Here is a 19331-nt window from a genome sequence, read left to right as displayed (position 1 = left end):
TCAGTTCTCCAGAACGTCGAGCAGGCCGAGGGGCAGTGGAACGTCCATGACTTTATCGAACAGCAGATAAAGGCCGACGCTCATCACACTGATGATCACGACACTGGGCATCCAGCGACCGCCGTACAGACGGGCCATCGGAATGCCAATCAGGATGCTGCTGAGGATAAAACCCAGGGGTTCGAAGGTGCCGGCAAAGATCAGCAATAGCACGACGCACACCGCGATCTTGAGCAGGGTGTCGCGGTCCAGCTGTGGGTCTTCTTCGCTGTGCACCACGGGCGTTGGGCGCACAATCATGTAGATCAGGCCCAGCCCCATCAGGCCCAACATTAAGAGCGGGAAAGCCCGGGGGCCGACGGGCTCGTAGGAAAATGCTGCCTGATACGGCCAGGCCATCAGCGCCAGACCGACGCAGACCAGCAGCAACACCGAGGCAAAAATGCGTTGTAAGAGCATGGTTCACTCCTGCGCTGCGCGCCGGGGGTACGGCGCGCAATCAACTGTCAGCGGCGGTTACTGGATCAGGCCGAATTCTTTGGCCAGCACTTTGTAATCGCTCACCTGTTTTTTCACGTAGGTGTCCAGCTCGGGGCCGGTCATGGCGAACGGGAAGAGTTCGCGCTGATCGCGCAACGTGGCGAATTCCTCAGAGGCCAGCAACGTGTCAAAAGCGCCTTTCCACCACGCGTAGTCCTCGTCGCTGACTTTTGGACCAAGGTAAAAGCCGCGCACCACTGGCCAGACGATGTCGTAGCCTTGCTCTTTGGCCGTGGGAATATTCTTCATTTCGGGTTCATCCAGGCGGGTGTCAGAGAACACTGCGAGGATGCGCATGTCGCCGCTCTGGATGTGCGGCATGGAGTCGGAAATATCCGTACTGCCAACCTGAATGTGGCCGCCGAGCAAGGCGGTGGCAATTTCGCCGCCGCCTTCGAGCGCCACGTAACGCAAGTCGCGCGGGTTGATGCCGGCCGCCTTGGCGATCAGCGCCGTTTGCATCCAGTCCTGACTGCCTACGGTGCCACCGGAGCCGATGACCACGCTGCTGGGATCTTTTTTCAGGGCCTGCACCAGATCATCGAGGTTTTTGTAAGGTGAGTCGCTTTTAACGGCAATGGCGCCATAGCTGGTACCCACGGCGGCAAGCCAGCGCACTGCGCCCTCATCGAAACGTCCGAATTTACCCTGCGCCAGATTGAGCAATGAGCCACTGGACCAGGCCACCAGCGTGCCCGCATCTGCGGGGCGTTGCGCCACGACCGCGTTGTAGGCCACTGCCCCGACGCCACCCGGCATGTAGGTCACGCGCATGGGTTTGCTCAGCAGCTTTTCGTTCACCAGCGCGCTTTGCGCCAGTTTGCAGGTCAAGTCAAAACCTCCACCCGGTGAGGCGGGGGCGATGCATTCGGGGCGTTTGGGTTCGGCAAGCGCGTGGCCCGCCAACACAAGGCAACTGGCCGCAAGGGCAAGGGCGCGCAGTGATTGATTCATGGTGTCTCCCGGTGCGTTTTTGTTTTTAGAGAGGGGCGGGGCCGCGTCACTACAAGGCGATACCGAAACCGATGAGCAAGCTGATTTCAGTGGCATTGCGTGGCAGTGAGGGGCGAGGCAGCAGGTGTCGCAGGCGCAACCTGGCGCTGAGTGAGGCGATTTGGCGAATACGCAATAAACGGACGGGCCAGGTGGCCCAAGGCTTTAAAGCCGGCATGAGGCAGTGCTCCATTATTGTTCTTATTGGCGAAAACGCTTCAGGGCGCTTTTCGGGTCGCTACGGCATCCATAGCGAAGACAGTTGTAACTGTCCGTTTCAGGATCCTAATCGGCCAACCTTTCACCAACCTTTCAAGACTTTTTCACGCCGTTTCGTACTTCACAGCCGGGCTGGCGTCTGTACACTCCGCGCAAAGAAGGGCAGGTGCCTAGAACAATAATGAGGACGATCCGATGCGTGTGCTCTTGGTCGAAGACCAGCCGCAACTGGCCGAAAGTGTGGCTCAGGCGTTGAAAAGTACCGGCCTGACCGTGGACGTGTTGCACGATGGCGTGGCTGCCGATCTGGCGTTGGCCAGTGAAGACTATGCCGTAGCGATTCTGGATGTGGGGCTGCCGCGCATGGATGGGTTTGAGGTGCTGGCGCGTTTGCGTGCCCGTGGCAAAACCCTGCCAGTGTTGATGTTGACTGCCCGCAGTGACGTCAAGGATCGGGTACACGGCCTCAATTTGGGCGCCGATGATTATCTGGCCAAACCTTTCGAGCTGACCGAGATGGAAGCCCGCGTCAAAGCCCTGTTGCGTCGCAGTGTGTTGGGCGGCGAACGTCAGCAACGCTGCGGGGCGTTGGTGTATGACCTGGAAACCCGCCGCTTTACGCTCGGTGACGAACTGCTGACCTTGACCTCCCGCGAGCAAGCGGTGCTGGAGGCTTTGATTGCCCGGCCGGGGCGGGTCATGAGCAAGGAGCAACTGGCGGCGCAGGTGTTTGGTCTGGACGAGGACGCAAGCCCGGACGCCATCGAGATTTATGTCCATCGCTTGCGAAAAAAACTCGACGGCCAGCCCGTGGCGATCGTGACCTTTCGTGGCCTGGGCTACTTGCTGGAAAGCCGTGATGCGTAAGCTCGACAGTTTGCGCGGGCGACTGCTCTGGCACCTGACGCTGATGTTGGTGGTGTTGATGCTGGCCAGCAGTTTGAGTGCCTGGTTCAACGGCCGCGAGGCTGCTGACACCGCTTACGACCGAACCCTGCTGGCTTCGGCGCGCACCATTGCGGCGGGCTTGTCGCAGCGAGATGGCAGCCTGAGCGCCGACGTGCCCTACGTCGCGCTGGACACGTTTGCCTATGACAGCGCCGGGCGGATCTACTACCAGGTCAATGACATTCATCAGCGCCTGATTTCAGGGTACGAAAACCTGCCAGCGCCGCCGCCCGGTACGTTACGGACTGACGATTACCCGGCGCTGGCGCGTTTTTATGATGGCCAGTATCGGGGGCAAAACGTGCGCGTAGTGAGTTTGCTCAAGGCCGTCAGCGAGCCGAACATGAACGGCATGGCTGAAATTCGGGTGGCAGAAACCGACGAGGCGCGGGTTGCGATGGCGCGCAGCCTGATGGCGGACACCGTGCTTCGTCTGGGCATGCTCGGGCTGGGCGCGCTGTTGGTGGTGTGGTTTGCCGTGAGCGCTGCGTTGCGTCCGCTGGAGCGTTTGCGCACTGCGGTGGAGGAGCGTGAGCCTGATGATTTGCGCCCTTTACCGTTAGTGCCGGTGCAGCGTGAGCTGTGGCCGCTGGTGCAGGCGCTCAACCACTTTACCGAGCGTTTGCGTGGGCAGTTTGAACGTCAGGCGCAGTTTATTGCCGATGCCGCCCACGAGCTAAGAACCCCGCTGGCGGTGCTCAAGGCCCAGCTTGAACTGGGCTTGCGCGCGCATGATCCGAACGTATGGCGCACGACGTTGACACAGGCGGTGCAGGGCACGGACAGGGTGACCCACTTGGCCAATCAATTGCTGTCGTTGGCGCGGGTGGAGAACGGAGCCCGGGCGATTGCCGAAGGCGGCGCGCAGTTACTGGATCTGAGCCAATTGGCGCGTGAGCTGGGCATGGCGATGGCGCCCCTGGCGCATGCGCGTGGCGTGGCGCTGGCACTTGAAGCGGACCGGCCTGTGTGGCTGCACGGCGAGCCCACCTTGCTCAACGAGTTGCTCAGTAACCTGATGGACAATGCGCTGGCCCACACACCCGTGGGCGGCAACGTGATTTTGCGCGTGACTGAACCTGCCGTGCTGGAGGTGGAAGATGACGGTCCGGGGATTCCCCATGAAGACCGTGAACGGGTATTCGAGCGGTTTTACCGACGAAATCCCTCTGTGGCGGGTTCAGGGCTTGGGCTGGCGATTGTGGGAGAGATCTGTCGCGCCCATCTGGCACACATCACTTTGCATGATGGCGCGCAAGGCGGGTTGAAAGTACGGGTCAGTTTTGTGTACGCCCAGCGCTGAAGGGGGGTGCTGAAGGGAGTTAAAGGCGGTGTGGCTCAGATGAACATGACGCGCGCGGCGTTCAGTTCTTCCTGCAGCTTGATGCTCATGCCATCAAGGCCCAGCCTTTTGAAGGCGGGCAGGGTGCTCAGCTCAAGATTCAAGAGGGCGGAATCGCCCTGCTTAAGGCAGAAAACCGTGGCGATTTGCACCAGGTCGATGTAATCCACTGCTGCGGATTCGCGAGAAAAGTCCAGATATTGGCCCGGCAGCTTGACCAGCATTTCAGGGAACTCCCAGACGCTCAGCAGTTTGTCGCCAATCAGCGGGTGGATGTTTTCGATGACATGGTTAAGGGAAACCGGGTCCGAGAGCAGTTCGTTGTGTTCTTCGGCGTAGGTCAGGATCGGCAGCACCCCGATTTGATGCACCAACCCGCCCAGCGCTGCTTGATCCGGTTTAAGGGAGGTGCAACGGCGGCACAAGGCGTAACAAATGCCGGCGATTTCGAGGCTTTGACGCCACACATCACGCATTTTGTTTTCAACCACCTCGGAGCGGGCATGGAAGATTTGCTCCATGACCAGCCCGATCGCGAGGTTGCTGCTGTAGTTGACACCCAATCGGGTGATGGCGGTGTGCAGGTTGGTGACCTCCTGAGCGGCGCGCAGCAGCGGGCTGTTCACCACTTTGATCAGGCGCGCTGACAGCGCGGTGTCACGGCCAATCACTTTGCTCAGGTTGCTGACGCTGATGTCGGGGTTTTCGGCGGCCTTGCGAATGTTCAACGCTACTTCGGGTAGCGTGGGCAGAACCAGGTCATCTTTGGTAATGGCCTGAATCAAATCCTTTTGGACCTTATGCGCCAGGTTGCTCATTTCTGTTCTCTAGGATGCTGCGTTTCAAGGTGTTGCAATTTAGCGCTGGATTTCGCGATCACGGTCCAGTTGATAAGGCAGATCCAGAAGGGTCAATTCAGGGCCTTGCGCATCACCCAGATGCACGTCGCCGGCGTGTGCTGCTTCAGATTGCAGGACAGCCAGCAGTTCAACGCCGTGCTCACTGCGGGCGCCGATCACGACTTCGCCAATGGCGCTGCTATGAGTCGGGGCAAACAGCGGAGTTCCCGGCAATGGCACCTCATTGAGGTCGAGCGACAAGCGGTAGAGGTGGCGCTTGAGTTTGCCCAGGTATTGCATGCGCGCCACGATTTCCTGACCTGTGTAACACCCTTTCTTGAAGCTTACGCCCCCCACGGCCTGCAGGTTGATCATTTGCGGAATGAACAGCTCGCGGGTCTGTTCCATCACCTGACCAATGCCGGCGCGTATTTGCCCGAGCAACCATTCATTGAGGTTTGCCTGAGGCAAGTGGGCGTGAAGTTCACGGGTGACGCTGTCGGCCTGATCGGCGGAGGCCCAGAGTTCTGCACGATTGTGGCTGGCGCGAATCGCGATCAAGCCGTTGGCACGCACGACGCTGTCGGTGTCGGCTGGCAGGTCGAGCCCGAGCCCGGCCAGCACTGCGTCTGCACCGGAGAGGCCGAAGCGTACCCAGTTAGCGCTGTCATCGGTGAGTTTGGACTTTGAGAAGACGGCGTACTTTTTCAGGTCGGCCAACTGTGGCTCAACCAGTTCCCGCGCCATGGCCAGCAAGCAGCCGTCGGGCTGAAGCAGGATACGGAAGCTCGATTGCATGCGGCCTTTTTGCGTGCAGCGCGCGCCCAGACTGGAGCGCGTGTCGCTCAAGTAGTTGAGATTGCAGGTCAGCTGCCCTTGTAAAAACTTGCTGGCGTCAGCGCCGATCACAGCAAGAACGCCTTCGTGGGTCAGGGTGCAGAAAAAAGCAGAGTCGGCCATGGTTCATCGCAGGTCAAAAAGTCTGAAGGACATCATAGAGGGGCGATCCTCAAATGGATAGTTCGCGCAGGACCTGTGGGGGCCCGACCAAAGCCGACTGGTCTATGTTGGAGCGGCCTGTATACTTGCGCTCTATTTGAGGAGCGCTCCATGGTCGAAGATGTTGAACTCAATCGTCTCTACTGGCACAGCCGTCGCGGCATGCTTGAACTGGACGTGCTGCTGGTGCCTTTCGTTAAAGAGGTGTATGCCACCCTCAATGATGTTGACCGCGAGTGCTATCGCAGGCTGCTTGAGTGTGAAGACCAGGACATGTTTGGCTGGTTCATGGAGCGCAGCGAGTCTGAGGACCCTGAGCTGCAGCGCATGGTTCGCATGATTCTGGATCGTGTCCAGCCTAAGTAAGTATTTCGAATGCCGCTGGCGTGCTTCCGGGCACTTGCTGGCGGCGTATCTCGCAGCCCAGTCTTTGGCGCTGATCTCAATATGCCTTCTGTCGATTCCCCTCTGGGCCCGCATGCTCGGTGTTTTAGCGTGCCTGTCTCATGGGATTTGGGTGTGTCCACGGCATATTCGCTTGACTCACCCGACGGCTATTACGGGGTTGCGCCGTACGGCCGAGGGCTGGCAGCTATGGAGTCGCGCCACGGGTTGGCAAGCGGTGCAGTTGCGTCGTGACAGCATGGCGCTGCCGATGTTGGTGATTGTGCGCTTCAGCCGACGCGGGGAGCGCCGCGTGCGAGCGGTGTGCATTCCCCGCGACGCGCTGGCGCCCGATCAGCATAGGCGCTTGCGCGTACGGCTCAAGTTCAGTCGGCGTAGGTGGTTGGCACCAGAATAGTGTCCAGTGCTTCGGGCAACATGTCCGGGTAGTCCAGGGTGTAATGCAAGCCACGGGACTCCTTTCTCGCCATGGCGCTGCGGATCATCAATTCGGCGACTTGCGCCAAATTACGTAACTCGATCAGGTCGCGGCTCACTTTGTAGTTGCTGTAGAACTCGTCGATTTCATCCAGCAACAACCGCACGCGGTGTTGCGCGCGTTGCAATCGCTTGTTGGTGCGTACGATGCCCACGTAGTCCCACATAAAGCGCCGTAGCTCATCCCAGTTGTGGGCGATGATCACGTCTTCATCCGAGTCGGTGACCTGGCTGGCATCCCAACTGGGCAAGGCCACTGGAATGGCCACTTGTTGCAATTGCGAGAGGATGTTGTCAGCGGCTGCACGGCCGTATACGAAGCATTCCAGCAACGAATTGCTGGCCATTCGGTTGGCGCCGTGCAGGCCGGTGAAGCTGGTTTCGCCAATGGCATACAGGCCCGGGACGTCGGTTTGGCCATGGGCGTCAACCATCACGCCGCCGCAGGTGTAATGCGCGGCCGGGACGACCGGGATGGCCTGGCGGGTGATGTCGATGGAAAAGCCGAGGCAGCGCTCATACACCGTCGGAAAGTGGGTTTTGATGAATGTTTCGGACTGATGGCTGATGTCCAGGTAGACGCAATCAATGCCCAGGCGCTTCATCTCATGGTCAATGGCGCGGGCGACGATATCGCGAGGCGCCAGTTCACCGCGCGGATCAAAGCGGTGCATGAATCGCTCGCCATTTGGCAGTTTTAAATGCGCCCCTTCGCCGCGCAGGGCTTCAGTGATCAAAAAGCTTTTGGCTTGCGGGTGGTACAGGCAGGTAGGGTGAAACTGGTTGAACTCCAGATTCGCCACTCGGCAGCCCGAGCGCCAGGCCATGGCAATACCATCGCCACAGGCGCCATCCGGGTTGCTGGTATAGAGGTAGACCTTGGCGGCTCCGCCGGTCGCCAGAATGGTGAAGCGCGCCCCGAACGTGTCGACTTCCCCGCTGCTGCGATTGAGTACATAGGCGCCAAGGCAGCGATCGCCCTCCAGGCCCAGTCTGCGCTCGGTGATCAGGTCCACCGCTACCCGTTGTTCGAGCAGCTCAATGTTGGGCCGCTGCTGTGCCTGTTCGAGCAAGGTTTTGAAAATGGCCGCACCAGTGGCATCGGCGGCGTGGATGATGCGCCGATGACTGTGCCCGCCTTCCCGGGTGAGGTGAAACTCAAAACCGGCATGCTGCGGGTCGGCAGGTTCATCGCGGGTGAAGGGCACGCCTTGATCGATCAGCCACTGAATGGCTTCGCGGCTGTGTTCGACGGTGAAACGCACGGCGTCTTCATGACACAGCCCGCCACCGGCGTTAAGCGTGTCTTCGACATGGGATTGAACGGTGTCGGTATCATCCAGCACGGCGGCCACGCCACCTTGTGCCCAGAACGTCGAGCCATTGGCCAGATCGCCCTTACTCAGGACTGCAATGCGCAAATGGCTGGGCAGGGTAAGCGCGAGGCTCAAACCGGCAGCGCCGCTGCCAATCACCAGCACATCATGTTGAAAATGTTGGCTCATTCTTCTGACGTCCGCAAAAAAAGCGCCCACTAGTATATAGAGGGGGGGATCGGCACAATAGCCGGGCCTTTATGGCATTGTGAAACTACAGCGGGCACGAAGTGTGCCTCACTCGTGTGGGATCTGTATGCCGATTTGCAGAATTAATCTGCCAGAATCGTTCGGGCCCCAGGGGTGTAGAGCACCCTGACGATGCAGTGAAACAATGCGCGGCACCTCGCCGGAATATTGAACTTTTCCTACAGGCCAATGTTCCATAGAGGGTTGCCCATCATGAAGGGGAGCAGCGTTGGCTTTGAAGCGGAGCTTGCGGTACGGCTTCAGCAGGTAAATTCAACGACAAGATTATCGACGCAGCCGGCAAGGCCCGAGCTGCGTTTTCGTGCGTGCCAAATCCGAGTGCGCAGGAAACTTGCCAGGGGGAGAGAACTTTTGCGCAATGCCCGAGTCTATGTTTGCAAGCCTGATCACTTAGCAAAGCAATCTCCCTCTCGGTCTTATGAGGAGTATTCATGCTAACCCAGGAAGAGGATCAGCAGCTGGTCGAGCGCGTACAGCGTGGCGACAAGCGTGCATTTGATCTGCTAGTGCTGAAATACCAGCACAAAATTCTCGGGTTGATCGTGCGTTTTGTGCACGACACCCATGAAGCCCAGGACGTTGCACAAGAAGCCTTTATTAAGGCTTACCGGGCACTTGGTAATTTTCGCGGTGACAGCGCTTTCTATACCTGGCTGTACCGTATCGCCATTAACACGGCGAAAAACTACCTGGTATCACGCGGTCGACGTCCGCCTGACAGTGATGTGAGTTCTGAGGACGCTGAGTTTTACGATGGTGACCATGGCCTCAAAGATCTTGAATCGCCGGAGCGCGCATTGCTCCGTGACGAGATTGAAGGGACCGTTCATCGCACGATTCAGCTATTACCAGAAGATCTACGAACGGCGTTAACTTTACGCGAATTCGACGGTCTGAGTTACGAGGACATTGCGAGCGTCATGCAATGTCCGGTGGGTACCGTGCGCTCCCGGATTTTCCGCGCTCGGGAAGCCATCGATAAAGCCCTGCAACCTTTGTTGCAGGAAACCTGAGACAGCGGCGACAGCCAAGAGAGGAACCGCCATGAGTCGTGAAGCCCTGCAGGAATCGCTGTCCGCGGTGATGGATAACGAAGCGGACGAACTGGAACTACGTCGGGTGTTGAATGCCTTCGACGATGCGCACACACGTGATACCTGGTCGCGTTACCAGGTGGCCCGTGCGGCAATGCACAAGGATTTGATGATTCCACGGCTGGACATCGCATCGGCCGTATCGGCTGCATTGGCCGAAGAGCAAACCCCGGCCAAAGTGGCCCGTGGTCCCTGGAAGAGCATTGGCCGTCTGGCTGTTGCTGCTTCCGTGACTGTGGCAGTACTGGCAGGTGTAAGGCTTTACAACCAGGATGACATCGTGGGTGCGCAACTTGCCCAGCAAGGCAGCCAGCCAAGCATGAGCGCTCCGATGGTTAAAGGTCCTGCCGTATTGGCCAACTACAGCGAAAGCGCCGATCAGGCGACGGGTCCGATGGCTAACGGTGTACTGCAAGGCCAGTCCGGCTGGCAGGATCAGCGTTTACCCGGCTACCTGCGTCAGCATGCCCAGCAAGCCGCCATGAAAGGCACTGAAGGTGTCCTGCCATACGCTCGTGCCGCCAGCCTGGAAAACCGTTAAGACCACCATGCGCGTCCTCCCTCTGTTACCGCTGTTGCTCAGTGGCTGGTTTGCAGTACCAGCCCATGCCGATGAAGCCCGGGACTGGATTAAACGTCTCGGTCAGGCTGAGCAGCAGCAGAGCTATCAAGGCACTTTCGTCTACGAACGCAACGGTAGTTTTTCTACCCACAGCATCTGGCACTTGGTGCAGGATGGGAGCGTTCGTGAGCGCTTGCTGCAACTTGACGGCCCTGCGCAAGAGGTCGTTCGCACCAATGGTCGTACTGAATGTGTAACGGGCAAGCTGGTTTCCGGGCTCGCAGGGGTATCTGCAAGTGCGGTACGTAAACTGGATGCCGATAAAATCAGCAACTGGTACAGCGTCGCCAAGTCGGGTGATTCGCGCGTAGCAGGGCGGCCCGCTGCCATCATCTCACTGACCCCACGGGATCAGCACCGCTATGGGGTTGAGTTGTATCTGGATAACCAGACCGGTCTGCCGCTCAAGTCATTGTTACTCAATGACAAGGGACAGTTGCTGGAGCGCTTCCAGTTCACCGAACTCGATCCTCATGCGCCAGAGGTCACCTTGCTCAACCCCGGCGCTCAATGCCGTCAGATCGCTGCTCTGGAGCCCAAAGACCTTGTCGTCAAGCAAGTCAATAATTGGCACTCCGACTGGCTGCCTCCGGGTTTTGAATTGGTCAACAGCACCGTTCACCGTGATCCGAAGAGCAAATCCGAAGTCACCAGTCTCTTGTACGACGACGGTTTGACACGATTTTCTGTCTTTCTTGAGCCTCTCAATGGCGCTTCAGCCCCTGATACACGGGTCCAGCTAGGGCCTACTGCGGCGGTTTCAAGGCATCTCACCACCAATAATGGCGATATGCTCGCCACGGTGGTCGGGGAAATCCCGATCGGAACCGCTGAGCGCATTGCATTGAATATGCGCCCGGGTCAGGCCTCCACACAGGCCAAGCCATAGTGGTGCGCAGAAATGTCTGGTGAAGAATTTCATTTGCCAAACGTTTCATCTTTTTCTATAGGTCAGAGCCCTAAAGGCTCTGGCCTTGTTTGTTTTCGGGTATCCAAAATTAAGGTCTATGCTTTGACCTTGAACTTTGAATGCCAGCCGCTTAACTCTGCTTGCTATTAACGGGAGCTGTATGTCGATGCCTCGATTGAAAAATTACTTACCCATTTTTGCGGCCGTGATGATGCTAGGGCAGGCAGTCCCGGCCCTGGCAGATGCGCCGGTGGTGCAACTGCCGGACTTTACGCAATTGGTGGAACAGGCTTCCCCAGCGGTCGTCAACATCAGTACCACGCAGAAACTCCCGGAACGTCGCGTCTCCAACATGGGGCAAATGCCAGATCTGGAAGGCTTGCCGCCAGGCCTGCGTGACTTCTTCGAACGCAGTATTCCGCAGCCACCGCGCAGCGGCGGCGGGCGTCAGCGCGAGGCCCAGTCCCTGGGTTCGGGTTTCATCATTTCTCCTGACGGGTACATCCTGACCAACAATCACGTGGTGGCCGATGCGGATGAAATCATCGTTCGCCTGTCAGACCGCAGTGAAATGAAAGCGAAACTAATCGGCACTGATCCGCGCTCCGACGTGGCGCTACTCAAAATCGAAGGCAAAAACCTGCCCGTGCTTAAACTCGGCAAGTCTCAAGATTTGAAGGCTGGCCAATGGGTGGTTGCCATCGGTTCACCGTTTGGTTTCGATCACACAGTGACCCAAGGCATCATCAGCGCCATCGGCCGTAGCCTGCCGAACGAAAGCTATGTGCCGTTCATCCAGACCGACGTGCCCATCAACCCCGGTAACTCGGGCGGCCCATTGTTCAACCTGGCCGGTGAAGTGGTCGGGATCAACTCCCAGATCTACACCCGCTCAGGCGGCTTTATGGGCGTGTCGTTCGCAATCCCTATCGATGTGGCGATGGACGTGTCCAACCAGCTCAAAAGCGGTGGCAAGGTCAGCCGTGGCTGGCTGGGCGTAGTGATTCAGGAGGTCAACAAAGACCTGGCTGAATCCTTCGGTCTGGAAAAACCCGCCGGTGCGCTGGTGGCCCAGGTACTGGAAGACGGTCCGGCTGCCAAAGGCGGGCTTCAAGTGGGGGATGTGATCCTCAGCATGAACGGTCAGCCGATTGTCATGTCAGCCGATTTGCCGCATCTGGTAGGCGCACTCAAGGCCGGCAGCAAGGCAAGCCTTGAAGTCGTGCGCGACGGCAAGCGTAAAACCCTCGACCTGACCGTGGGCGCGATCCCCGATGAAGGCAAGGAAATGGATTCGCCAAGCGGCGCAGAGCGCAGCAGCAACCGTCTGGGCGTTTCTGTGGCGGACTTGAGTGACGAGCAGAAGAAAACCAACGACATCAAAGGTGGCGTGATCATCAAGGATGTTCAGGATGGCCCGGCTGCCTTGATTGGTCTGCGTCCAGGCGACGTCATCACGCACCTGAACAACCAAGCGATCAGCGATGCCAAGCAGTTCACTGAAATTGCCAAGGCATTGCCGAAAAACCGTTCGGTGTCGATGCGCGTCCTGCGTCAAGGCCGTGCCAGTTTCATTACTTTCAAACTGGCAGAGTAAGCAGTGCGCTCGCTTGGGGTGAGGGAGGTCATCTCCACCTGAGGTGAGCACTGCACAACAAAAAAGCCCGTATCAAGTGATACGGGCTTTTTTTGTGCGGCGTGTTATTTCTTTTTTTGCTTGGGAATTCTGACGAGCTGCGTGTTGGAGTACATGTCATGCCAGGTGCGTTTTTGCTTGTCGATCAATGACCAGAAAAAACCGAGCCCGAAACATAACCACGAGCCGATGGACACAATAAAACGCAACAGCGCCTGCCACAGGCTGATAGCTGTTCCGTCTGCGTTCTGAACACGAACCCCCCACACTTGCATGCCCAGGGTTTGCCCGGAGTGGGTCCAGAACTTGGCAAAGAAGCCGAACAAGACAAAAAACAGCAGTGTCGACAGCAGCGGATCGCCGTCAAGGGCACCGGCTTCAGACAAGGCACGCATTTTAGCCTCGCCGATAAAAGCCATCATGATCAGTTTGTAAAGGAACGTGGTGACGATCATCAGCGCCGTGCACAACAAAAAATCGTAGAACATGGCTGCCAGGCGGCGCCCCAGTCCAGCGGCGGGAAACGCGCCTTGAGGGCTTAACGGTTGTTTCAACATGGCAGGGTCTCTAAAAGAAAAAAGCCATCTTACGGAATTGCGCCCATAAAAAAGCCTCTGATGTCACCATCAGAGGCTTTTCTGTACGAGAACGTTAAGCTTCGGCTTGAACTTCGTCAGCCTGCATGCCTTTTTGGCCCTGCACGGCGATGAAGGTGACTTTCTGGCCTTCTTTCAGGCTCTTGAAGCCGTTGCCCTGAATGGCGCGGAAGTGCACGAACAGATCCGGTCCGCTTTCAGGCGTAATAAAACCAAAACCTTTCTCATCGTTAAACCACTTAACGGTACCGCTCTGACGTTGGGACATTTCTTAATTCCTTGACGCTAACAATTAATGACAGTCTCTTTCACCTGAAAGAGTACTGGTGCTGGGTTGCAGGAAAGTAAGAGACGTCGAACGGGTTGTAGCAAACTTAGAGCTACTGCCCAGGTCACGATTCCAGCGACCCATGCAAACACAGTGGGCAAACTCTACGACAACTTAGACGATAAAAACAAGCCCCGAAAATAAACCGTCTATCCCTGATTTTCAGAGGCCCCGGCGCTTTTTTACAGCACAGTGACGGTATAGAAAGGTTCAATTATTTTCGACATTAAGTGCACGCTTTCACTATCGAAAGTTTGCACGGTAATGGGGCAGTTGCATGACACGCGCATGGCGTAAACATGCAACTGTGTAACTTCCAGTGAAGCGTTTAACCTCTGTAATAACGCTGCGGTACAAACGGCATTTTGGACACTTTCATCGCGACTCGCTTAGCACGCACGATTGCCCATACTTCGGTGTCCATAGGCGCATGCTCCACGTCCAGATAGCCCATGGCGAGCGGGGCTCCTAGCGTCGGACCAAACCCACCGCTGCACACCTGGCCAATAACAGTGCCTTCAGCATCCACAATCTCGGCTCCTTCGCGCACGGGTGTTCGCTCTTGGGGCAGCAGGCCGACCCGTTTGCGTGCAACGCCGCCTTGTTGTTGGGCGAAGATTGTTTCTGCCCCCGGGAAGCCGCCTGCACGAGGCCCGTCTGCGCGGCGCGCCTTTGAAATGGCCCACAGCAAACTGGCTTCAATCGGTGTGGTGGCTTCATTCATGTCATGGCCGTACAGGCACAACCCGGCTTCGAGTCGCAGCGAGTCCCGCGCACCCAGGCCGATGGCCTTGACTTCGGGTTGGTCGAGCAAATGACGCGCCAGTGCTTCAGCTTGTTCGCGCGGTACTGAAATCTCAAAACCGTCCTCACCGGTATAGCCAGAGCGACTGACGTAGCAGTCCGCGCCCATCAGTTTGACCGGGGCAAACTGCATGAACGTCATCTTGGCTACATCCGGCGCCAAACGCGCCAGCACGTGGACTGCATCGGGACCTTGCAAGGCGAGCAGTGCGCGAGATTCAAACAGCGGTTCAATCTCGCAGCGATCGCCCAAGTGTTGACGCAGATGCGCGAGGTCCTGTTCCTTGCAGGCGGCGTTGACCACCAGAAACAACGTGTCATTGCCCAGATTGGCCACCATCAGGTCATCCAGAATGCCGCCTTGCTCGTTGGTAAACATGGCATAGCGCTGCATGCCCACCGGCAGGTCGAGGATATCCACCGGGACCAGCGTCTCCAGGCCTTGGGCTGCTTGCGCACCGCGCAGCCGGATCTGGCCCATGTGCGAGACATCGAACAACCCGGCGTGCTCACGGGTGTGTAAATGCTCCTTCAGTACGCCCAGCGGGTATTGCACCGGCATGTCATAGCCGGCAAACGGCACCATGCGCGCGCCTAGCTCCAGGTGAAGGGCGTGCAGCGGGGTTTTAAGCAGGGGTTCGGTAGACATTCATGACTCCTTGAAAATCAGCACTCAATAATGTTGACGGCCAGGCCGCCGCGGGCCGTCTCTTTGTATTTGCTTTTCATGTCGGCGCCGGTCTGGCGCATGGTGCGGATCACTTTATCCAGCGAAACAAAATGCTGGCCGTCGCCGCGCAGGGCCATGCGTACAGCGTTGATGGCTTTCACTGAACCCATGGCGTTGCGCTCGATACAAGGCACTTGTACCAGACCGCCAATGGGGTCGCAGGTCAGCCCCAGGTTGTGTTCCATGCCAATTTCGGCGGCGTTTTCGACTTGCTGCACCGTGCCGCCGAGCACCTCGCACAAGGCACCTGCGGCCATGGAGCACGCCACGCCGACTTCACCCTGGCAGCCCACTTCGGCCCCGGAAATCGACGCGTTTTCTTTGTACAAAATGCCGATGGCCGCCGCCGTCAGCAAAAAGCGCACCACGCCGTCTTCATTGGCGCCACCGATAAAGCGCATGTAGTAATGCAGCACCGCCGGAATAATGCCGGCCGCGCCGTTGGTCGGGGCCGTGACCACGCGGCCACCGTTGGCGTTTTCTTCGTTCACCGCCAGCGCGTACAGGTTGACCCAGTCGAGCACCGACAACGCGTCGCGCAATGAGGCTTCAGGGTGAGCGCATAACTGACGATGCAAGGCCGCCGCCCGACGTTTGACCTTCAACCCGCCAGGCAGAATGCCTTCATGTCGACAGCCCGCGCTGACGCAGTCCTGCATCACTTGCCAGATGTTCAGCAACCCGCTACGGGTCTCGGCTTCGGGTCGCCACGCCCGCTCGTTGGCCAGCATGACCTGGCTGATCGACAGGTGGTGGGTGACGCAGTGGCGCAACAGGTCTTTGGCGGTCTTGAACGGGTATGTGAGTTCGGTGCTGTCCTCGACGATCCGGTCAGCGCCCGCCGCCCCTTCGTCCACCACAAAGCCGCCCCCCACCGAGTAATACTCGCGGCTGCGGATCTGAATGCCAGCGTCGTCCAGGGCGCGAAAAATCATGCCGTTCGGGTGATAGGGAAGGGGTTTACGAATCATCGCCAGGTGCAGCTTTTCGTTGAACTCGATGCTGTGGCGGCCCAGCAGGTTGAGGTGGCCGCTGTGGCGAATCGTGGCCAGACGTTCGTCCACGGTGTCCGTATTGACGGTGTCCGGGTGTTCGCCTTCGAGCCCCAGCAGCACCGCCTTGTCACTGCCGTGACCTTTGCCGGTGGCCCCGAGCGAGCCATACAGTTCCACTTTGACGCAGGCGGTTTGTTGCAATAACGCATCACGCTGCAACCCTTCAACAAACCGCGCAGCGGCCCGCATGGGACCAACGGTGTGTGAGCTGGAAGGGCCGATGCCAATTTTGAACAGGTCGAACACGCTTAACGACATGGGGTTCTCCGGTTTCTTATAAAAGGATTGGCATAAGGTCAATGCTCCCGCCGCACCGGTTTAAATCGCTGCGGCGGGAACTGAGGGGGTGTCAGGCCTCCTGATAGCTCTCGATTGACGGGCAGGCGCAGACCAGATTGCGATCGCCGAAGACGTTGTCGACACGCCCCACTGGCGGCCAGTATTTGCCTTCGATCAACGACTCGACCGGGTACACCGCCTGTTCGCGGCTGTACGGGTGGGTCCATTCGCCGACCATTTCCGCTGCCGTGTGCGGGGCGTTTTTCAGCGGGTTGTCTTCTTTGTCCAGCGTGCCGTTTTCTACCGCGCGGATTTCTTCACGGATGCGGATCATGGCGTCGCAGAAGCGATCCAGTTCGTGTTTGGACTCACTTTCGGTAGGTTCGATCATCAGCGTGCCGGCCACCGGGAACGACATGGTTGGCGCGTGGAACCCAAAGTCGATCAGGCGCTTGGCCACGTCATCCACGCTGATCCCGCTGCTGTCTTTGAGCGGGCGCAGGTCGAGGATGCATTCGTGTGCCACCAGTCCGTTGCTGCCCGAATACAGCACGGGGTAGTGCTCTTCGAGGCGACGGGCGATGTAGTTGGCATTGAGAATGGCCATTTGCGACGCGCGCTTGAGCCCTTCGCCGCCCATCATGCGGATGTACATCCAGGTAATGGGCAGAATGCTCGCGCTGCCAAACGGCGCGGCGCACACGGCGCCCTGTGTGCGAGGCAAGCTGGCATGGCCTGGCAAGAAGGGGGTCAGGTGCGACTTGACGCCAATCGGGCCGACGCCCGGACCGCCACCGCCGTGGGGGATGCAAAAGGTCTTATGCAGGTTGAGGTGAGACACGTCGCCCCCGAACTTGCCCGGCGCGCACAAGCCCACCATCGCATTCATGTTGGCGCCGTCGATGTACACCTGACCGCCGTTGTCGTGAATGATGCCGCAGATTTCGCGGATACCTTCTTCGAACACGCCGTGGGTCGACGGGTAGGTAATCATCAGTGCCGCCAGATGTTCACGGTGCTCGATGGCCTTGGCGCGCAGGTCTTCAATGTCAACGTTGCCACGGGCGTCGCAGGCCGTAACCACCACGCGCATGCCCGCCATGTTGGCGGTTGCCGGGTTGGTGCCATGGGCCGAGGACGGGATCAGGCAAATGTCGCGGCGCTCGTCGCCACGGCTCTGGTGGTAGGCACGTATGGCCAATAGCCCGGCGTATTCGCCCTGTGAACCGGCGTTGGGTTGCAGGGAAATGGCGTCATAACCGGTGGCAGCGCACAGCATGGCCTCCAGTTCAGTCGTGAGCTGCTGGTAGCCCTGACTTTGTTCGGCCGGTGCAAACGGGTGCAGGTTGCCGAACTCGGCCCAAGTGACCGGGATCATCTCGCTGGCCGCGTTGAGTTTCATGGTGCAAGAGCCCAGCGGAATCATGGTGCGATCCAGTGCCAGATCCTTGTCTGCCAAACGACGCAGGTAGCGCATCAGTTCAGTTTCAGAGTGATAACGGTTGAACACCGGGTGGCTGAGGATTGGCGATTGGCGCAGCAGGGCAGGCGGCAGGGTGCTGCTCACGGTGGCGGCCAGCGTGTCGACGTCTGGCAGCGCTTGACCCTCGGCTGCGAGCAGGGCCCACAGCGCAGTGACATCGGACGGGCCGCAGGTTTCATCCAGCGACACCCCCAGACGCTCGTCATCCACCACGCGCAGGTTGATGTGTCTGGCGTGTGCCTTGGCATGCAGGGCCGCTGTTCTGGAGCCGGTGTGCAGGGTCAGGGTGTCGAAAAATTCGATCTGCTCGACATTGAGCCCCAGTGCAGTCAGGCCCTTGGCCAGAATGGCCGTGAGCTGATGAACGCGCCGGGCGATTTGAGTCAGGCCTTGAGGGCCATGGTAGACGGCGTACATGCTGGCCATGTTGGCCAGCAACACTTGTGCCGTGCAGATATTGCTCGTGGCCTTCTCGCGGCGGATGTGTTGCTCGCGGGTTTGCATGGCCAGACGCAGGGCAGGTTTACCGTGACGATCCACCGACACACCCACCAGGCGCCCCGGCATGTCGCGTTTGAACGCATCACGGGTGGCGAAATACGCCGCGTGCGGGCCGCCGAAGCCCAAGGGCACGCCAAAACGCTGGGCGCTCCCGATGGCCACATCGGCGCCGAATTCCCCCGGAGGGGTCAGCAGGGTCAGGGCCAGCAAGTCAGCGGCCACGGCCACCAGTGCGTGGGTGGCGTGAAAACGCTCGACCAGCTCGCGGTAGTCGAACACATCGCCGTTGCTCGCCGGGTATTGCAGCAGCGCGCCGAAGAACGGAGACAGGTCGCTCAGACCGCGCTCGTCGCCCACCACCACTTCGATGCCCAGCGGTTCGGCACGGGTGCGCAGCACGTCGAGGGTTTGCGGGTGGCAATGGCGCGAAGCAAAGAATGCGCGGCCGGATTTGTTTTTGCTCAGGCGTTTACAGAAGGTCATGGCCTCGGCCGCCGCAGTGGCTTCGTCGAGCAACGACGCGTTGGCAATCGGCAGGCCGCTGAGGTCGCTGATCAGGGTCTGGAAATTGAGCAGTGCTTCCAGGCGGCCTTGGGAAATTTCTGGTTGATAGGGGGTGTAGGCCGTGTACCACGCCGGGTTTTCCAGCAGGTTGCGCAAGATCGGCGCGGGCGTGTGGCAGTTGTAATAGCCCTGGCCGATGTAGGTCTTGCACAGCTGGTTTTTGCCGGCGATGGCTTTGATCGAGGCCAGTGCATCGGCTTCGCTTTGCCCGGCGGGCAGGTTCAGAACGCTGGTGCCCTTGATGCTTTCGGGGATCACGCTGGCGCTCAGGGCCTCTAGCGAGTCAAAACCCAGCGTGGCGAGCATGGCGTGCTCGTCGGCCTGATCCGGGCCGATGTGGCGCGCGATGAATTCGTTGGCGGTGCTCAGGTTAATGGTCAT

At 58.8% G+C, this 19331-nt stretch carries 19 protein-coding genes; 8 read left to right on the top strand and 11 right to left on the bottom strand.

Annotated elements, in window-relative coordinates; all coding sequences use genetic code 11:
- From IF654_RS17165 to IF654_RS17155, 3 genes are read right to left on the bottom strand one after another with little or no spacing between them, the layout of a single operon-like run.
- Positions 1–459 carry a tripartite tricarboxylate transporter TctB family protein gene (locus tag IF654_RS17165; protein ID WP_194862197.1) on the bottom strand — a complete coding sequence of 153 codons (459 nt, stop codon included), beginning with the start codon at positions 457–459 and terminating at the stop codon, positions 1–3.
- Between the two features lie 57 nt (positions 460–516).
- Positions 517–1494, bottom strand: a complete 978-nt coding sequence (locus IF654_RS17160; RefSeq protein WP_047277118.1) for a Bug family tripartite tricarboxylate transporter substrate binding protein — start codon at positions 1492–1494, stop codon at positions 517–519.
- A 49-nt stretch (positions 1495–1543) separates the two neighbouring features.
- Positions 1544–1711, bottom strand: coding sequence for a hypothetical protein (locus IF654_RS17155; protein WP_159434370.1), 168 nt, complete (start codon positions 1709–1711; stop codon positions 1544–1546).
- A 236-nt stretch (positions 1712–1947) separates the two neighbouring features.
- Between IF654_RS17155 and IF654_RS17150 the strand changes: the two genes are divergently transcribed.
- The gene (locus tag IF654_RS17150; protein WP_047277116.1) at positions 1948–2619 is read left to right on the top strand and encodes a response regulator; all 672 of its coding nucleotides are present in this window, start codon (positions 1948–1950) and stop codon (positions 2617–2619) included.
- Positions 2612–4003, top strand: coding sequence for a sensor histidine kinase (locus tag IF654_RS17145; protein ID WP_047277114.1), 1392 nt, complete (start codon positions 2612–2614; stop codon positions 4001–4003). Before IF654_RS17150 ends, IF654_RS17145 begins: the two co-directional genes overlap by 8 nt.
- Positions 4004–4038: 35 nt before the next feature.
- On the opposite strand, the gene IF654_RS17140 is transcribed toward IF654_RS17145, so the two are convergent.
- Both IF654_RS17140 and ygfZ read right to left on the bottom strand, forming a co-directional pair.
- Complete coding sequence (locus IF654_RS17140) at positions 4039–4860, bottom strand: HDOD domain-containing protein (protein ID WP_047277113.1); 822 nt, start codon at positions 4858–4860, stop codon at positions 4039–4041.
- A 39-nt stretch (positions 4861–4899) separates the two neighbouring features.
- The gene (gene ygfZ / locus IF654_RS17135; RefSeq protein WP_194862198.1) at positions 4900–5841 is read right to left on the bottom strand and encodes a CAF17-like 4Fe-4S cluster assembly/insertion protein YgfZ; all 942 of its coding nucleotides are present in this window, start codon (positions 5839–5841) and stop codon (positions 4900–4902) included.
- A 150-nt stretch (positions 5842–5991) separates the two neighbouring features.
- On the opposite strand from ygfZ, the gene IF654_RS17130 reads away from it, so the two are divergent.
- Positions 5992–6246 (top strand): FAD assembly factor SdhE, encoded by a 255-nt coding sequence (locus IF654_RS17130; protein ID WP_047277109.1) that lies wholly within the window; start codon positions 5992–5994, stop codon positions 6244–6246.
- Complete coding sequence (locus IF654_RS17125; RefSeq protein WP_080960236.1) at positions 6230–6682, top strand: protein YgfX; 453 nt, start codon at positions 6230–6232, stop codon at positions 6680–6682. The genes IF654_RS17130 and IF654_RS17125 overlap by 17 nt, the downstream gene beginning before the upstream one ends.
- Here the strand turns inward: IF654_RS17125 and nadB are convergent.
- Positions 6651–8267: an L-aspartate oxidase gene (gene nadB, locus IF654_RS17120; RefSeq protein ID WP_194862199.1), complete on the bottom strand. Its 1617-nt coding sequence runs from the start codon at positions 8265–8267 to the stop codon at positions 6651–6653. The two genes, IF654_RS17125 and nadB, sit on opposite strands and share 32 nt — an antisense overlap.
- Before the next feature lie 512 nt (positions 8268–8779).
- Between nadB and IF654_RS17115 the strand changes: the two genes are divergently transcribed.
- The 4 genes from IF654_RS17115 to IF654_RS17100 all read left to right on the top strand — a co-directional run bounded on the left by IF654_RS17115 (position 8780) and on the right by IF654_RS17100 (position 12571).
- Positions 8780–9361, top strand: a complete 582-nt coding sequence (locus IF654_RS17115; protein WP_047277106.1) for an RNA polymerase sigma factor RpoE/AlgU — start codon at positions 8780–8782, stop codon at positions 9359–9361.
- A gap of 31 nt (positions 9362–9392) precedes the next feature.
- Positions 9393–9983 (top strand): sigma-E factor negative regulatory protein, encoded by a 591-nt coding sequence (locus tag IF654_RS17110; protein WP_047277104.1) that lies wholly within the window; start codon positions 9393–9395, stop codon positions 9981–9983.
- Between the two features lie 7 nt (positions 9984–9990).
- On the top strand, positions 9991–10953 hold the full coding sequence (locus IF654_RS17105) for a MucB/RseB C-terminal domain-containing protein (RefSeq protein ID WP_047282974.1): 963 nt from the start codon (positions 9991–9993) through the stop codon (positions 10951–10953).
- A 187-nt stretch (positions 10954–11140) separates the two neighbouring features.
- A complete protein-coding gene (locus tag IF654_RS17100) occupies positions 11141–12571 on the top strand; it encodes a DegQ family serine endoprotease (protein WP_371057692.1) in 1431 nt (476 codons plus the stop codon).
- Between the two features lie 104 nt (positions 12572–12675).
- On the opposite strand, the gene IF654_RS17095 is transcribed toward IF654_RS17100, so the two are convergent.
- The 5 genes from IF654_RS17095 to gcvP form a co-directional block, all read right to left on the bottom strand.
- The gene (locus IF654_RS17095; RefSeq protein WP_047282973.1) at positions 12676–13167 is read right to left on the bottom strand and encodes an RDD family protein; all 492 of its coding nucleotides are present in this window, start codon (positions 13165–13167) and stop codon (positions 12676–12678) included.
- Between the two features lie 94 nt (positions 13168–13261).
- Positions 13262–13474, bottom strand: a complete 213-nt coding sequence (locus IF654_RS17090) for a cold-shock protein (RefSeq protein ID WP_007977299.1) — start codon at positions 13472–13474, stop codon at positions 13262–13264.
- A gap of 388 nt (positions 13475–13862) precedes the next feature.
- A complete protein-coding gene (gcvT, locus tag IF654_RS17085; protein WP_047282972.1) occupies positions 13863–14987 on the bottom strand; it encodes a glycine cleavage system aminomethyltransferase GcvT in 1125 nt (374 codons plus the stop codon).
- 17 nt (positions 14988–15004) lie between these two features.
- Complete coding sequence (locus tag IF654_RS17080) at positions 15005–16381, bottom strand: L-serine ammonia-lyase (RefSeq protein ID WP_047282971.1); 1377 nt, start codon at positions 16379–16381, stop codon at positions 15005–15007.
- A gap of 91 nt (positions 16382–16472) precedes the next feature.
- Complete coding sequence (gene gcvP / locus IF654_RS17075) at positions 16473–19331, bottom strand: aminomethyl-transferring glycine dehydrogenase (protein ID WP_048376440.1); 2859 nt, start codon at positions 19329–19331, stop codon at positions 16473–16475.

Origin of the sequence: Pseudomonas lundensis (assembly GCF_015377145.2) — a bacterium.
GTDB lineage: Bacteria > Pseudomonadota > Gammaproteobacteria > Pseudomonadales > Pseudomonadaceae > Aquipseudomonas > Aquipseudomonas lundensis.
The sequence above is the reverse complement of the archived record's forward strand: the minus strand, read 5'-3'. Positions and strand labels throughout refer to the sequence as shown.

Coding starts and splice junctions, on each gene's coding strand:
- IF654_RS17165 (WP_194862197.1), bottom strand. CDS start 459: ATGCTCTTACAACGCATTTTTGCCTCGGTGTTGCTGCTGGTCTGCGTC.
- IF654_RS17160 (WP_047277118.1), bottom strand. CDS start 1,494: ATGAATCAATCACTGCGCGCCCTTGCCCTTGCGGCCAGTTGCCTTGTG.
- IF654_RS17155 (WP_159434370.1), bottom strand. CDS start 1,711: ATGCCGGCTTTAAAGCCTTGGGCCACCTGGCCCGTCCGTTTATTGCGT.
- IF654_RS17150 (WP_047277116.1), top strand. CDS start 1,948: ATGCGTGTGCTCTTGGTCGAAGACCAGCCGCAACTGGCCGAAAGTGTG.
- IF654_RS17145 (WP_047277114.1), top strand. CDS start 2,612: ATGCGTAAGCTCGACAGTTTGCGCGGGCGACTGCTCTGGCACCTGACG.
- IF654_RS17140 (WP_047277113.1), bottom strand. CDS start 4,860: ATGAGCAACCTGGCGCATAAGGTCCAAAAGGATTTGATTCAGGCCATT.
- ygfZ (WP_194862198.1), bottom strand. CDS start 5,841: ATGGCCGACTCTGCTTTTTTCTGCACCCTGACCCACGAAGGCGTTCTT.
- IF654_RS17130 (WP_047277109.1), top strand. CDS start 5,992: ATGGTCGAAGATGTTGAACTCAATCGTCTCTACTGGCACAGCCGTCGC.
- nadB (WP_194862199.1), bottom strand. CDS start 8,267: ATGAGCCAACATTTTCAACATGATGTGCTGGTGATTGGCAGCGGCGCT.
- IF654_RS17115 (WP_047277106.1), top strand. CDS start 8,780: ATGCTAACCCAGGAAGAGGATCAGCAGCTGGTCGAGCGCGTACAGCGT.
- IF654_RS17110 (WP_047277104.1), top strand. CDS start 9,393: ATGAGTCGTGAAGCCCTGCAGGAATCGCTGTCCGCGGTGATGGATAAC.
- IF654_RS17105 (WP_047282974.1), top strand. CDS start 9,991: ATGCGCGTCCTCCCTCTGTTACCGCTGTTGCTCAGTGGCTGGTTTGCA.
- IF654_RS17100 (WP_371057692.1), top strand. CDS start 11,141: ATGCCTCGATTGAAAAATTACTTACCCATTTTTGCGGCCGTGATGATG.
- IF654_RS17095 (WP_047282973.1), bottom strand. CDS start 13,167: ATGTTGAAACAACCGTTAAGCCCTCAAGGCGCGTTTCCCGCCGCTGGA.
- IF654_RS17090 (WP_007977299.1), bottom strand. CDS start 13,474: ATGTCCCAACGTCAGAGCGGTACCGTTAAGTGGTTTAACGATGAGAAA.
- gcvT (WP_047282972.1), bottom strand. CDS start 14,987: ATGTCTACCGAACCCCTGCTTAAAACCCCGCTGCACGCCCTTCACCTG.
- IF654_RS17080 (WP_047282971.1), bottom strand. CDS start 16,381: ATGTCGTTAAGCGTGTTCGACCTGTTCAAAATTGGCATCGGCCCTTCC.
- gcvP (WP_048376440.1), bottom strand. CDS start 19,331: ATGACCATTAACCTGAGCACCGCCAACGAATTCATCGCGCGCCACATC.